Genomic DNA, 13,225 nt, shown 5'->3' with positions numbered 1-13,225 from the left:
TGACGCTCACAGTAGCCGAGCCGACGTGCGAGACCTACGGATTCGGCGGCTGCCGAACACTGCCGTGATCATGCCCTCCACCAGCGCAGATCGCGTGTGACATAGCCAACCCCTCCCGGGCGGGCGGGCCGGCGCGGGACGTACCGGCGGCCACGACGAAGCCGAGCAATTCGGACGCATACGGGACGACCCGTGGGGCCGGCGGCGGGCTGCGGGGAATCATCTATAGTCATCGGGCTCCCGGGCACGCGGGGGCTGTGACAGAATCGAAAGGTGCTCGGGTGCAAGAAATCGACACTGCGAATTGGCTGCAGCTCCTCCGTGAGCGCGGGCTGATTCCGGAAGGCTGCCTCGCCGTCTCCGTGGTCGGCTCTGTGGCGCACGGCTGGCACAACGACCAGAGCGACTTCGACATCTACGTCGTGACGTCGGGCGAGACGGATTCCCTCGGCCAGTCAAGCATCACCATGCCGCTCAATCCGCCCCGCGTGCGCACCGAGATGTTCTACGCGGGCGACCGGCGCTGGGAGGTGACGTACTGGCTCGACAGCCAGTACGAGCAGATGCTCGCCAAGGTCTCGTGGGACGAGTTCAACCGGGGTGTCGCGCCGGTCCGCGTGCTGGCACCGCGGGAGGAACTCGCCGTGGCCCGCCTGGAGCGCTGCGTGGTCCTGCACGGCGAGGAGTGGTTCGAGGCCCGCCGGGAGCAGCTCGCCGGGTCCGCCTTCCGTTCCTTCGTGGTGGCGCGCTCGCTGGGCGCCGCCGACGACTGCGTCGAGGACGCGCTCGGGCAGATGGAGTCGGGCAACCTGGAGAGCGCCACCCTCTCCGCACGCGCGGCCCTGGGATTCGCGGTCGACGCGCTGCTCGAAGGTCAGGGCGAGTACGGCAGCCAGTCTCCCAAGTGGCGGCCCAAGCGGTTCAAGGCGGCCTGCCCGCCGGCCCTGTCCTTCGAGGAGTACTGGGCTCTGGAGACCATGCAGGGCTACGACCCCGCGAACCCCCGCCCCTGGATCAACCAGGTGCTGACGATGTGCCAGGAGATATCGATGCGCGTGGAGGTCTCGTGAGCACCCTGCCGCCCCTCGGCCCCGTGGACGTGCCCCGCAGGGGACTCGGCATCCGGGTGCGCAAGGTCGACGACGGGCTGATGCTGGGCTTCCGGGACCAGGCACTCCTGCTGTCCGATTCCGCGGAGCTCATCTACCGCTCCGTCGACGGGCGCCGGACGGTCGAGGAGGTCGCCGCCGTCGTGGCGGCGGAGTACGGACTCGACCCGGCCGAGGCGGTGGCCGACGTCACGGAGTTCCTCGTGGGCCTGTCCGGCGACGGGATCGTCACGTGGTGACGCCCAACCCCGTTGCCCCACCCGCGTCATGATCCGGCTCGACCTCGACGACGAGAGCCTGCGGTCGATACGGCTGGCTCCGAGCCCGCTCTGGGAGACCCTCGGCAGCCTGGCGCTCCTGGCCCGGTACCGCGGCGCCGTTCCGTCCCCGTACGGGGCCTGGGCCCACCACGCCCGCCGCTCGGTGCCCCCCGGGCTCATGGGCGCCCTCCTGGAGCTGGTCCGCGGACAGGACGAGCCCTTCCTCGAACGGTCACGCGGTTACGTCCCCGACCCCTCACGGGCCTCGCTCCAAGTCGAGCTCCACTGTCTGCTGCAGGACGGCGACGAGCCGGGGGGCGAACGCGTCGCCGGTCTGATCGAGGACTACTGGAACCTGGCGATCGGCCCGTACTGGCCGTCCATCCGCACCTCCCTGGAGGACGAGGTCCTCTTCAGGGGGCGGACCCTGGCCGTCAACGGTCCGGAGGCGATGCTGGCGGAGCTGGGAGGACGCGTGCTGTGGCAGCGGCCCCGGCTGACCGCCCCCTACCACCTGGACGTCACGAGGTCCGTCCGCCGGTCCAAGCTGGTGTTCGTGCCCAGCGTGTTCTCCGCCGCGACGCGCCTGTTCACCTCCGACGCGCACACCACGGCCATGTCGTACCAGGCCAGGGCCACCGGCTTCCTCCACTTCGTCGGGGACGAGCGGGGTGCCGAGCCGGGCACCGACCGGCTGGCGCTGCTCATCGGCACCGGCCGGGCGAAGGTCATCAGGGCGCTGCAGGTACCGAAGACCACCACCGCGGTCGCCGAATCCCTCGGCTTCGCGAAGAGCACGGTCTCCCAGCACCTCGGGGTGCTGACGGCGGCGGGTGTCGTATGGAGGCAGCGGCTCGGCGGCAGGGTCTTCTACCAGCTCGACCGCAGCGGCTTCGCCCTGCTGGAACAACTGGAGGACTGACTACCCGGGGCTGATCACCCGGGACTGATCGCCCAGGCTGGTCACCGGCCCCGCGGCGGATGCCCCGGGGCCGGCGGTCCGCCGTGCGGCTCACTCGTACAGGGCCCGGCCGATCCGTCCCACGACCGCGGCCGTCATGCTCCGCCGGGCCAGCGTGGTGGCGCTGCCGATGTGCGGGGTCAGCACCGTGCGCGGATGGCGCCGGAGTGCGACGGGAACGAACGGCTCGTCCTCGAAGACGTCCAGCGCGACCCCGCCGAGATGGCCGGCCTCCAGCATTTCGACGAGGGCGGTCTCGTCCACCACCCGGCCGCGCGAGGTGTTCACCACCACCGCTCCGCCCGGCAGTTCCGCGAGCATCGCCTTGTCGATCAGCCGCTCGGTCCCGGCGTCGAGCGGGACGTGGAGCGTCAGGAAGTCGCTCACCCGCATCAGGCCGGCGAGCGTCGTATGGGGGATCACGCCCGGGGGCAGCTCACCGGGGCGGCGCAGCAGAGCGTGCACCTCCATCCCGAACGCCTGTGCCCGCAGGGCCACTTCCCGGCCGATCGCGCCCATCCCCAACACGCCGAGCCCGCGCCCGGAGAGCTGTGTGCCGAGGAAGGCGTCGGCCTCCCACCGCCAGTCCGCACCGGACCTGACGTACCGGTCCGCCTCCAGGATCCGCCGGGCGCAGCACAGCATGAGGCCGAGCGTGTGCTCGGCGACGGCCGGAGCCAGCGCGCCCGCCGCCGTGACGACGCGTACTCCGGCGCGCCCGCACGCTTCCACGTCGATGTGGTCGACCCCCGTGGAGTAGGTGCCGACCACGCGCAGGTCCTCGCCCGCCGCCCGCAGGAGGGCCCCGTCCACCGGCTCGTTGGCGGTCACCAGCAGTGCGGTGCTCCCGGCCGCCGCCTTCAGCAGGCTGTCCCGGTCGCCGCCCGGCCAGCGGACCGGGCGCAGTCCCCCGGGCAGCACGGCCGGGAGTCCGGGCAGTTCGGCGGTGATGAGCAGTCGGGAATCAGGTGCGGGCATGGCGGCTCTTCCGCATGCCGTACCGGTGCCGGCAGAGCGTCGTCGGAAAGTCGCGCCCGCCGTCGAGGTTGACCCACTGCCGCAGCAGCAGCCGTTGTCCGGCGGCGGAGCCGTCGGTGTAGGCCCGGCGCGCATGGACGACGACGTTGTTGTTGACGATTTGGAGGTCGCCGGCCCGCAGGGCGTACTCGGTGGCCGCGCCGGGCCTCGCCGCGAGCGCCTCGAAGAGGTCGAGGGCGTACCGCTCCAGGTCGCTGACCGGGACGGACGTCTTGGTCCAGGCCGAGTCGACGTAGTCCCGCAGGAAGTACCGGCAGGTCAGCTGCCCGTGGTAGTAGCCGAAGACGGCGTTGCGGTAGGCCGGGGGCTCGTCCTCGCCGCGGTTCTCGTAGACGAAGCCGTTGTAGTAGAGGCCGAGCAGGTGCGGTGCCCGGTGCAGCAGTTCGTTGTAGATCGTCATGGCACTGGCGATCAGCGAGCCGCCGCCGTTGTCCGCGGGCCGCACGCAGAGCAGGAGCGCGAGGTCGCCGTCGTCCGAATGGAACCGCAGTGCGGAGGTGGTCTGGTATCCGCGTACGTCGCTGTTGTCCAGGTCCCCGTACCCGTAGTCGCGGACTTCGGCGACGTACTCGCCGTCGGAGTTCTGCACGACCGCGGTGCCCATCGCCGCGCCGAGGGCGCGGTAGAGGCCGCGGATCTCGTCCGGCGAGAGGTCGTCCACCGGCACTCCGCGCAGGACGGCCGTACCGATGTGGGTCTCGGTGCGGTGGGCCACCATGTGGGCCAGACTCGACAGTCCGGGCATCGTCTCGTGGGCGACGGAACGCCACAGGTTCCGCTCCGCGTCGCACGCGAGTGGAGCCGTGCGCAGCGCGCTCGTGAAGGCGGCCACCTCGGCGAGGTGGGACGGCGTCAGCTCGTGCACGGCGCCTTCGGGCGACGGAAGGTCCGCGGCCATCCACGCCGTGCCGTCGGTGACCGGCTCCGTGAGGATCGACTGCGGGGCCTCAGGGAGTGTCATCGTTCTCGGTCCTCCGGAGTACGACGAGCGCGGTTCCGTCCGCGGCGTCGATGACCTCCTCGCAGTGCAGACCGCCGAGGCGGGCCAGCGTCCGGAGCAGTTCGTCCTTGCCGAACCGGGCCTCGCGGCCCCTGGCGCGGATGTGCTCGCGCATCACCTCGCCGGAGATCCCGCCCCAGGTCGGCAGGGGCAGGTCCCGGTCGGGAAGCGCTGCGTAGTCGATCTCGCCCGGGTCGGGGCGCCAGAACAGCTCTTGCTCGGCTGGGGTGAGGGCGGCGTGGAGTTCCAGGTCCCGTGCGTACCAGCCGAAGCGGACCGTGAGGGCCAGGGTGCCGTCCGCCGCCACGAGGTCACGCAATCCCCTCAGGCCGTCGGGCAGGTCGGCCGCACTGAAACGGTTCACCAGGCGGTCGGCGAGGACGAGCGCGTACCGGTGCTTCAGGTGGGGCGGCACCGTACGGGTCACGTCGACGAGGTGCTGCCGGTCCTCGGCCAGCCCGAGCCACTCCCCGGCGGACCGCAGGATGCCGGGGGCGAAGTCGAGGACGTGCAGCTCCGAGCCGGCCTGCTGGGCCGCCTTCGACAGCGAGACGGTGCTGGCGCCGACGACGGCGGTCCGCACGCCCGGCCGGAGCAGCCGGGCGAACACCGGCCCGTGTTCACTCGCGGGCCCTCCGTAGTAGCCCGAGTTCCAGTAGCTCTCGCCGACGAGGTCCCAGGCCCGCATCTTGGTCGGAACGTCCATTACGCCTCCTCCTGGAGCGTGGCCGTGATGGCCTTCCGCAGTGTCGAAACGATCTCGCCCACCTCACCGGCAGTGGTGATCAGGGGCGGGCAGAGCGCGATCACATCGCCCAGGTCGCGGACGATCAGGCCGAGTTCACGGGCCTTGGCCGCGACCCGCCGACCGGTCCGGCGCTCCGGATCGAAGGGGCGACGGGCCGCGCCGTCCGCCATGAGCTCCACTGCCGCCAGACCACCGATGCAGCGGACCTCCCCGACGACCGGCAGGTCCAGCAGGCCTTCCAGCGAAGTCCGCAGCGAGGCCTCCAGCTCGGCAACGCGCCGGCGGATGTTCCGCTCCCGCAGCGCCCGCAGGTGGACGCGCGCGACGGCAGCGGCCACGGGGTGGCCGCCGAAGGTCGAGCCGTGCCCGAGGACCCCGTGCTCCTCGGCCGCCGCCGCGAGGGCCCCGGTGAGACCGTCGCCCAGGAGCACCGCGCCCAGCGGGGCGTACCCGGCGGTGATGCCCTTGGCCACGGTCACCGCGGCGGGTTCGAGGCCGAACCGCTCGAAGCCGAAGAGGGGGCCGAGCCGGCCGAAGCCGCAGACGACCTCGTCGGACACAAGGGGGATCCCGAGGTCGGCCAGCAGTCGGGCCATCGCGGGCCAGTAGCCGTCGGTCGGCACCAGCACCCCGCCCGCGGCCATCACGGGTTCGGCGACCATGGCCGCGACGTTCTCCGGCCCGGCCTCCTCTATGCGCCGGCGGGTGGTCCCGACGATCCGCTCGACGTACTCCTCCTCCGTCTCACCGTCGAGGTGGTCGCGGTAGAAGTGGACCCGGGGCACACGGACGGTGAAGGGCAGCGGCAGGTCGAATCCCGCGTGCTGGTTGGGTATCCCGGCCAGCGACGCGGCGCCGAGCGTGGTGCCGTGGAAACCGGAGTCCCTGGTGACGACGAGCTTCCTGTCCGGGGTCCCGCCGGTGTTGTTCGCCAGCCGGAGGAACTTGAGCACGGACTCGACGGCCTCCGAACCGGAGGCCGCGAAGTACACCGAGCTGAAGCGTCCGTCCGCGGCGGCGATCAGCTCCTGCGCGAGGAGCTCCGTGTCGGCGCTGGTCCGCCCCAGGGCGCAGGCGAACGCGGGGAGGCGGGAGTAGGCGGAGGTGGCGGCCTCGATCAGCTCCGCGTCGGAGAAGCCCAGACTGGCGTGCCAGAGGCCGGACAGCGCGTCGACGTACTCCTTGCCCGAGGTGTCGCGGATGCGGATGCCGTCGCCCTCGGCGATGATCAGCGGCGGCTCCTGCCGGTGCGCGCGGTGATCGGTGAAGGAGTAGACGATCGGTGCGGTAGCCAGGTCAGCCACGCCCCGCCTCCGTCACACGGATGTTGTCGATGAGCCGGACGCCGTGCAGGGGCGCGGCGGCGAACAGCCGGACCGCGGTCGCCCCGTCCAGCGTCCGCACCTCGGTCAGCGACTCCTCCTCGCAGGCCACCAGGTACTCCACCTCGAAGCCCAGCCCGGTGAGCTCCTCACGGGCGGCGGCCAGCGCGGCGGGCAGCGCCTGTCCGGCCAGCAGCGCGCCGCGCGCCTCCTGCAGGATCCGTCGGAGGTGGGGGGCCACGGCCCGTGCCGCGGGCGTGAGGTTCTTGTTGCGGGAGGACATGGCGAGGCCGTCGGGCTCGCGCCTGGTGGCGCCCCGGACCACGCTGACCGGCAGGCGGAGGTCCTGGACCAGCGTCTCGATGATGCGCAGCTGCTGGAAGTCCTTCTCCCCCCAGTACGTGCGGTCGGGCCGGACGAGGTTGAGGAAGAGCAGGCTCTCGGTGACCATCCCGTCGAAGTGGCCAGCCCGTGACCGGCCGCACAGCTGGTGGCTCAGCCGGGGCACCGACACGTGGGTGCCGAAGTCCTCCAGGACGCGCTCGCGACGGGGGAAGATCTCGGTCCAGCCGGGCAGGAAGGCCACGGACGTACCGCGCGCCTCCAGCAGGCCCAGGTCGCGCTCCACGGGCCGGGGGTAGGACTCGAAGTCCTCGTCGGGACCGAACTGGAGCGGGTTGACGAAGATGCTGCAGATCACCAGATCGCACTCCTCGCGGGCGAGGTCGACCAGGCTGAGGTGGCCCTCGTGCAGGGCGCCCATGGTCGGGACGTATCCGATGACGGCGCCGGAGCGGCGCGCCGCGTCCCACTCGGCCGCCAGTTCCCGGGCCGTGGTGATCGTCTTCACCGGAGATCACCCAGCTGCGCCCGGACGGCCGCGAGCACGAGGCCGTGCACGTCCTCGGCGGTACCGTCGGCGTCGATCCACGCCCACTCGGAGGACTGTGCCAGGCCCGCGTAGGCGGCCCGCATCCGGGTCAGGAAGCCGTGGTCGATCCATTCCTCGGGGTCGCGGGCCTTGACCCGGGCGACGGCGACCGTCGGGTCGATGTCCATCATCACCGTGAGGCTCGGCTCCGGCAGCCCGCGGAACATGCCCTCGATCAGCCAACGGTTGCTCGCGCCCAGGGCGTCGGCGGCCGCGATCTGGCAGTACGCGTAGCGGTCGGCGATGATCAGGTCCGTGCCCTCGGGAGCGGTGCCCAGTGAGGACATCGCCATCCACTTCACCGCCGCGGTCATGACCTTGTGGGTGTCGGGTCCGAGCATCGCGAACCGGTCTTCGTAGCCGTTCTCGGCGGCGACCTGGTCGAGTCGTGCCGAGAGTCCCTGCAGGCTCGGGTTGGGGTGGACGAACACCGAGAAGCCCCTGGCCTCGTAGGAGGCCTTCAACATCTCGATCTGCGTGCTCTTCCCCGCACCGTCCAGCCCGATGAACGCGACGATCGGCGGTGTCCTCATCGCGCGCTCGCAGTCTGCGGCAGGTGGGAGTCCACGAGTTCCGCGAACGTGGCCTGCAGGATCCTCGTCCGCCCGTAGCTGGGCGCGGCGAACAGCATGATCAACTTTCTCTCCAAATCGACGATGAAACTGGTGCCGCACCGGCCGAGCCAGGCGACTCGCCGGGCGTCCCGGGGGCCGCAGTCCCGCGGTGTGATCCCGAAGTTCAGGCCGAACCCCCAGTCGGGGCCGGGGATGTAGTCGGGTCCGGTGTCGTGCAGCCCGGTGATCTGGTCCGTCAGCAGCTCCGCGCGTGCGGCCGCGCTGAGGAAGACCGAGTCCGGTGCGGGCAGGAACACGGCTTCGAGGAAGGTCAGGTAGTCCCGCAGGCTCGCCAGTCCTCCGCTGCCCGCCGACCGGAACCCGCCGGTTCGGTGTGGGGCGCTCAGCGACTCCCCGGTCGGCGGATCGGCCGGGGGCTGGAGCACCGCGCCGGGCGCCAGGCCCGGCGGCAGGGCGAACCCGGCCGACGTCATCGCGAGCGGTTCGAAGAGGTGACGTGCGAAGAGGACGTCGATCGGCGTTCCGAGGTAGTGCTGGATCAGCAGGCCCGCCACGTCGGCCGAGCGGCCGTACTCCCACTGCGTACCCGGTGCGGCGGAGAGCTCACAGCCGAATATCCGGCGCAGGAAGTCGTGTTCGTCCGTGTCGTAGCCGCGGTCGGTGTAGTCGAACGGCAGGACACCGGCCGCCCTGTACACCTTCTGCATGCGCTCGTGTTCCTTGGATCCCGCCAGTCCCGAGGACATGCTCAGGAGCCGGCGCAGCGTGATGCCGTCGGGAACCGTCACCCCCTCCAAGCCGGCCGCGAGTTCCGCCGCGCTCATGTCGAGACCGGGCAGGAGACCGGCGTCGATCAGGCGCAGTGCCAGCGTCGCGAGCATCGCCTTGGTCATCGAGTAGAGGCGGACGACGCTGTCCAGGCCGACCGGGGGGCCGGCCGGCGAGTTCCGTCCGACGAACACCGTCTGCTGCTCGCCCGCAGCCACGTCGCGGATACAGGCCGCGCCGCCCTGGATGCGGCCGGCGGCGAGTTCGGCCAGCAGCGTGGCCCGGCAGTCGCGTACCAGCGCTTCCCGTACGTCGCGCATCAGCGGTCACCGCCGATCGGAGCCGGTACGAGGCTCACTCGCCCGCTCTCCTGACGCTCGGCCGCCGCCAGGGCGTCCTCCACCGCGTCCAGCCCGTACTCGGCCAGCGGCACCAGGCTCAGCGGCGTCGGCCGGGACAACAGGTCCACGGCGGCGACGAGCTGGCTCCGGTCGTAACGGATCACGCTGGTGACGGTGACGCCCTTGCGTGTCAGCACCCCGGGGCGGAAGGAGACGACATCAGTGTCACGGGTGTTGATGATGCCCATCATGACGATCTGGCCACCGGGGCGTACCTGCTCCAGGGCGGTCCCGAACGCCTCGGGCGACCCCGCCGCGACCACGACGACGTCGTAGGTGCCGTCCAGGGAACCCTCCACCGGCGGCAGCTCCTCGATGGCCCGGACGGCCGGGAACCGTCCGGCGACGGCACGGCGTGCGGCCAGGCGGTCGTACACGTCCCAGGCCGTGCCGGCCGGCGCCCCGGCGACGACCGACAGGCCCAGCGCCCCGGCCCCGATGACCAGGCGGGGACCGGCCGACAGGTCCGGACGGATCGCGTCGACGACGGCGATGCCCTGGGCCACCGCGCAGTTGGCCAGCGCGGCGAGTGAACTCGGCACCCCCGCGGGCACCTTGACGGTGAACTGCTCGGGGTGCAGCTGGTAGTGGCTGGCGAAGGCACCGCGGAAGTGCGGCCGCGCCAGGCTGGAGCGGCCCCAGGAGTCGTAGGCGTGCTCGCACAGGCGGGGCCGGCCGGCCGCGCACATCGCGCAGCGTCCGCACACCCGGAAGTAGGAGCAGACGACGCGGTCCCCCTCGGCGAGCCGTTCGCCCTTGGCGTCGTGCAGCGGCGCTCCCCCGGTGTCGGTGATCCGCCCCACGAACTCGTGTCCGAGGACGCAGTCGTGCAGCGTCGGATGTCCGCCGCGCCACAGGTGGACGTCGCTGCCGCACACGTTGGCCCGTTCGACGGCGAGCAGTGCCCCGCCGGGGCGCGGCGGCAGCAGCGGGTGTTCCCGCCGTTCCAGACCACCGCCGGCGAGTAGGTTGACGGTCACACCGGTCGTCATCGCGGCCCTCCGGTCGTTGCGGGGAAGACGATCGTCTTCGAGAAACACATGTTGCGGGCGGACGCCAGCACGCCCTCGCGTCCGTGGCCGCTGTGCCCGACGCCTCCGAAGGGGGCCAGCGGATGGTCGTACTGGGGGCCGTCGTTGACGATGACCGTCCCGACGGGCAGCCGCTGTGCGAGGTCCATGGCGCGCTGGAAGTCGCGGGTGAAGACCCCGACCTGCAAGCCGCCGGAGTAGTCGGACGGCAGATCGGCGAGGAGGCGGTCCTCCAGGGCGACCACAGGGGCCAGCGGCGCGAGGAACTCCTCGGTGACCAGCGGCGAGCCGGGACCGACACCGGTGAGGACCGTCGGCCAGTACTGCGCCCCGCTGTGCTCTCCGCCGGCCACGACGCTCGCGCCCCCGCGGACCGCCGCGTCCACCGCCGTGCGCACCCGGTCCACCGCGGCCGTGTCGACGAGCGTGCCGATGCGGGTGGTGCGCGCGGCCGGGTCCCCCACCTGCCAGGCGGCGCTCTCGCCGACGAGCAGCCGGGTGAACTCGTCGGCGACGGCGTCCGCGACGAGGATGCGCTTGACCCCGCGGCAGGACTGTCCGGCGTTGCCGAAGGCGCCCTGCGCGGCCGCGCGGGCGGCGGCGGCCACATCGGCGTCTGCGCAGACCACCAGGGCGCCCACGTCGCCCAGTTCGTAGCAGCCGGGCCGCGCGCCGGCCGCCGCGGCGACGGACCGGGCGGACCGCTCGCCGCCCGTGAACGCGACGAAGTCGACTCCGGGGTCCGCGAGCAGCTCCTGCGCCACCTCCGGTCCACCGGTCCAGAGCGAGATGTACTCGGGCGGATAGCCGGATTCGAGCAGGATCTCCAGCGCCAGTACGGCGCTCGCGCTCGCCCGTTCCGACGGCTTGAGGGTGATCGGCGCTCCGGCGAGCATCGCCGGAGCCACCTTGACGATCAGCTGGGCCAGCGGACGGTTGTAGGGGGTGATCGCCAGGACCCTGCGGAAGGGCTGCGGAGCGGTCACCGCCATCCGGTCGCCGTCGGGGCCGGCCAGTGTGGTCGAAGTGCCGCCGAGGTGGTGCACCGCCTCGGCCGCGAGCACCAGCCAGCGGACCGACCGGTCGACCTCCTTCTCCGCGTCGACGACGGGCATGCCGATCTCCGCGGAGATGCGGGCGGCGACCTCGGCGCGCCGGGCTTCGAAGCCCTCGGCGCAGGCGCGGAGGATCCTCGCGCGGTCGGTGGCGGCGAGGCCCCGTACCGCCCGGCGTCCCCGGGGCACCTGACCGGCCGAGGCGTGGCTGACCACGGCGACGAGTCTGCCGTCGTACGGGCTGCGCACCTCGTGGGCGATCTCGCCGTGCCTCCACGCACCGTCGTGGAAGATGCCCGGCCGGACCGGCTGCTGCTCTTCGACGGGAGTCGGACGGGAGTCGGCGGTGGCCGGGGCGTCGTCGTGGGGGTTGGTGGCTACGGTCATGCTGTTCCTCGAATCATCAGTGCGTTGCGCCGCGCGACCGCCGGACCCTCGGGTCATTCGAACGAGTGCTCCGGGCCCGGGAACGCACCGCTGAGGACGTCGGCGCTGAACTCCCTCACCGCGCGTTCGAGGGTCCCGGCCACGTCGGCGTAGCGCTTCACGAACCTGAGCGTGCGACCGGTCCGAAGTCCTGCCATGTCCTGCCAGATCGCGACCTGGGCGTCGCACTCGGCGCCGGCGCCGATCCCGATGGTCGGCACGGGCAATTCGGCCGTCACCTGCTTCGCCAGCTGCGCGGGCACCATTTCCAGCACCACCGCGAAGGCGCCGGCCTCGACCACCGCCCGGGCGTCCGCGATCAGCGCGTCGGCGCCCTCCTCGCGTCCCTGGACCTTGTAGCCGCCGAGCTGGTGCTCGCTCTGCGGTGTGAAGCCGACGTGCGCCATCACGGGGATGCCGGCGCGTACGAGCCGGGAGATCTGCGGGGCGACGCTCCGCCCGCCTTCGAGCTTGACGGCCTGACAGCCGCCCTCCTTCAGGAAGCGGACGGCGGTCTTCAGCGCCTGCTTCCCTCCTCCTTCGTAGGAGCCGAAGGGCAAGTCGCCGACGACCAGGGCGCGTTGCGCCGTCCTCGACACCGCGCGGACCAGGGGAAGCAGCTCGTCCACCGTCACCGGGATCGTCGTGTCGTGGCCGAAGACGTTGTTGGCGGCCGAGTCGCCCACCAGCAGCACGGGTACGCCCGCCGCGTCGAAGATGCCGGCCGTGTACTGGTCGTAGCTGGTGAGCATGGCCCAACGGTGGCCCGCGGCCTTCGCCGCCAGCAGGTGCCCCGTACGAACACGGCCGCGGGTCGGCCACGCGAAAGCGGCGGGAGATTCCTCGATTGGGCCTTCGGCCATGACACTTCCCCTGGGACGTCTGCTCAGCCCGATGCACACAGGGCCGCCGCCCGGCGAGTTGCGCGAGTCGGGTGCCCCTGCCGATTCAGACCAAGATCATTGATCAATTTTCGATCATAGCCGGGCCATTCATCGGCTACAACCGCCGCCTCACGGGTGGCCTTTGGTCGGTGGAATGCGATTCCCCCATGAGGACGAACCCGGCAACCACCATGCGGCAATGGCACTTTCGCGGGTTATCGGCCGAGGCGACAGCAATCACCCACCCCGCCCGTACCGAACAGTAGCATGGACCAACAGCCGCCCCTGGAAATGCATTTCGAATGGAGCGTCGCACCACAGACTCCCCAAGTCGGAGTGAAGCACACAACGCCACCCCCACCCGCCAAACGGAATATATCCGGACAGGTTCGCAGGGCTGTGACGCACGTTACTGCAACGCACAGCGGGTTCTGATGCACTGTGACCTGCTGGTTCGCGCGAGCATCCTTCGGGCGACACGGGGACGAGGTGCACCGCCCGCCGACCACGGGGAAACACGGGCGCCTGGCGCGCGAATCGAGCGGAATGCCGGCCACCCTTGCGAATCCCCGGGGTTCACTCGCGGAAGAAGCGACCTCGCCGACCACCGCGCACACGTCACGATTACCCTCACGGGAAGGCCCGGAGCCTTAATCCGCCGTGCAGGGCCGACGGTCGCATGCGCATTCCCAGGAGACGCGTACGCCCCCTCGGCT

13 protein-coding genes are annotated in these 13,225 nt (G+C 71.6%); 3 read left to right on the top strand and 10 right to left on the bottom strand.

Annotated elements, in window-relative coordinates; all coding sequences use genetic code 11:
- Positions 1 to 281 precede the first annotated feature (281 nt).
- Genes ACZ6Y1_RS07830 through ACZ6Y1_RS07820 form a run of 3 tightly spaced genes read left to right on the top strand, consistent with a single transcriptional unit; the run spans position 282 to position 2,291 of the window.
- A complete protein-coding gene (locus ACZ6Y1_RS07830) occupies positions 282 to 1,070 on the top strand; it encodes a hypothetical protein (protein ID WP_469624655.1) in 789 nt (262 codons plus the stop codon).
- The gene (locus ACZ6Y1_RS07825; protein ID WP_469624653.1) at positions 1,067 to 1,348 is read left to right on the top strand and encodes a PqqD family peptide modification chaperone; all 282 of its coding nucleotides are present in this window, start codon (positions 1,067 to 1,069) and stop codon (positions 1,346 to 1,348) included. Before ACZ6Y1_RS07830 ends, ACZ6Y1_RS07825 begins: the two co-directional genes overlap by 4 nt.
- Before the next feature lie 28 nt (positions 1,349 to 1,376).
- Positions 1,377 to 2,291, top strand: coding sequence for an ArsR/SmtB family transcription factor (locus tag ACZ6Y1_RS07820; RefSeq protein ID WP_469624649.1), 915 nt, complete (start codon positions 1,377 to 1,379; stop codon positions 2,289 to 2,291).
- 90 nt (positions 2,292 to 2,381) lie between these two features.
- Here the strand turns inward: ACZ6Y1_RS07820 and ACZ6Y1_RS07815 are convergent, their stop codons facing one another.
- The 10 genes from ACZ6Y1_RS07815 to panB are packed head-to-tail and all read right to left on the bottom strand — an operon-like array spanning position 2,382 to position 12,488.
- Positions 2,382 to 3,308 (bottom strand): 2-hydroxyacid dehydrogenase, encoded by a 927-nt coding sequence (locus ACZ6Y1_RS07815; RefSeq protein ID WP_469624647.1) that lies wholly within the window; start codon positions 3,306 to 3,308, stop codon positions 2,382 to 2,384.
- The gene (locus ACZ6Y1_RS07810) at positions 3,295 to 4,329 is read right to left on the bottom strand and encodes a TauD/TfdA family dioxygenase (protein ID WP_469624645.1); all 1,035 of its coding nucleotides are present in this window, start codon (positions 4,327 to 4,329) and stop codon (positions 3,295 to 3,297) included. The genes ACZ6Y1_RS07815 and ACZ6Y1_RS07810 overlap by 14 nt, the downstream gene beginning before the upstream one ends.
- Positions 4,316 to 5,074 (bottom strand): hypothetical protein, encoded by a 759-nt coding sequence (locus ACZ6Y1_RS07805; protein WP_469624642.1) that lies wholly within the window; start codon positions 5,072 to 5,074, stop codon positions 4,316 to 4,318. The genes ACZ6Y1_RS07810 and ACZ6Y1_RS07805 overlap by 14 nt, the downstream gene beginning before the upstream one ends.
- Positions 5,074 to 6,420 (bottom strand): aminotransferase family protein, encoded by a 1,347-nt coding sequence (locus tag ACZ6Y1_RS07800; protein ID WP_469624640.1) that lies wholly within the window; start codon positions 6,418 to 6,420, stop codon positions 5,074 to 5,076. Before ACZ6Y1_RS07800 ends, ACZ6Y1_RS07805 begins: the two co-directional genes overlap by 1 nt.
- Positions 6,413 to 7,288: a pantoate--beta-alanine ligase gene (gene panC, locus ACZ6Y1_RS07795; RefSeq protein WP_469624636.1), complete on the bottom strand. Its 876-nt coding sequence runs from the start codon at positions 7,286 to 7,288 to the stop codon at positions 6,413 to 6,415. Before panC ends, ACZ6Y1_RS07800 begins: the two co-directional genes overlap by 8 nt.
- Complete coding sequence (locus ACZ6Y1_RS07790) at positions 7,285 to 7,902, bottom strand: dTMP kinase (RefSeq protein WP_469624634.1); 618 nt, start codon at positions 7,900 to 7,902, stop codon at positions 7,285 to 7,287. The genes panC and ACZ6Y1_RS07790 overlap by 4 nt, the downstream gene beginning before the upstream one ends.
- Complete coding sequence (locus ACZ6Y1_RS07785; protein ID WP_469624632.1) at positions 7,899 to 9,032, bottom strand: serine hydrolase domain-containing protein; 1,134 nt, start codon at positions 9,030 to 9,032, stop codon at positions 7,899 to 7,901. Before ACZ6Y1_RS07785 ends, ACZ6Y1_RS07790 begins: the two co-directional genes overlap by 4 nt.
- Positions 9,032 to 10,105 (bottom strand): alcohol dehydrogenase catalytic domain-containing protein, encoded by a 1,074-nt coding sequence (locus ACZ6Y1_RS07780; protein ID WP_469624629.1) that lies wholly within the window; start codon positions 10,103 to 10,105, stop codon positions 9,032 to 9,034. The genes ACZ6Y1_RS07785 and ACZ6Y1_RS07780 overlap by 1 nt, the downstream gene beginning before the upstream one ends.
- The gene (locus ACZ6Y1_RS07775; RefSeq protein ID WP_469624626.1) at positions 10,102 to 11,586 is read right to left on the bottom strand and encodes an aldehyde dehydrogenase family protein; all 1,485 of its coding nucleotides are present in this window, start codon (positions 11,584 to 11,586) and stop codon (positions 10,102 to 10,104) included. Before ACZ6Y1_RS07775 ends, ACZ6Y1_RS07780 begins: the two co-directional genes overlap by 4 nt.
- A 53-nt stretch (positions 11,587 to 11,639) precedes the next feature.
- The gene (gene panB / locus ACZ6Y1_RS07770; protein WP_469624624.1) at positions 11,640 to 12,488 is read right to left on the bottom strand and encodes a 3-methyl-2-oxobutanoate hydroxymethyltransferase; all 849 of its coding nucleotides are present in this window, start codon (positions 12,486 to 12,488) and stop codon (positions 11,640 to 11,642) included.
- Positions 12,489 to 13,225 lie beyond the last annotated feature (737 nt).

The organism is Streptomyces sp. NPDC053432, assembly GCF_055585365.1.
Note: the sequence above shows the minus strand (reverse complement) of the source record. Positions and strands in the feature narration are given on the sequence as shown.

Excerpts from the sequence above, each read along its gene's own strand:
- ACZ6Y1_RS07790 (WP_469624634.1), bottom strand. The coding sequence starts at position 7,902 with ATGAGGACACCGCCGATCGTCGCGTTCATCGGGCTGGACGGTGCGGGG.
- ACZ6Y1_RS07775 (WP_469624626.1), bottom strand. The coding sequence starts at position 11,586 with ATGACCGTAGCCACCAACCCCCACGACGACGCCCCGGCCACCGCCGAC.
- ACZ6Y1_RS07780 (WP_469624629.1), bottom strand. The coding sequence starts at position 10,105 with ATGACGACCGGTGTGACCGTCAACCTACTCGCCGGCGGTGGTCTGGAA.
- ACZ6Y1_RS07805 (WP_469624642.1), bottom strand. The coding sequence starts at position 5,074 with ATGGACGTTCCGACCAAGATGCGGGCCTGGGACCTCGTCGGCGAGAGC.
- ACZ6Y1_RS07785 (WP_469624632.1), bottom strand. The coding sequence starts at position 9,032 with ATGCGCGACGTACGGGAAGCGCTGGTACGCGACTGCCGGGCCACGCTG.
- panB (WP_469624624.1), bottom strand. The coding sequence starts at position 12,488 with ATGGCCGAAGGCCCAATCGAGGAATCTCCCGCCGCTTTCGCGTGGCCG.
- ACZ6Y1_RS07820 (WP_469624649.1), top strand. The coding sequence starts at position 1,377 with ATGATCCGGCTCGACCTCGACGACGAGAGCCTGCGGTCGATACGGCTG.
- ACZ6Y1_RS07810 (WP_469624645.1), bottom strand. The coding sequence starts at position 4,329 with ATGACACTCCCTGAGGCCCCGCAGTCGATCCTCACGGAGCCGGTCACC.
- ACZ6Y1_RS07815 (WP_469624647.1), bottom strand. The coding sequence starts at position 3,308 with ATGCCCGCACCTGATTCCCGACTGCTCATCACCGCCGAACTGCCCGGA.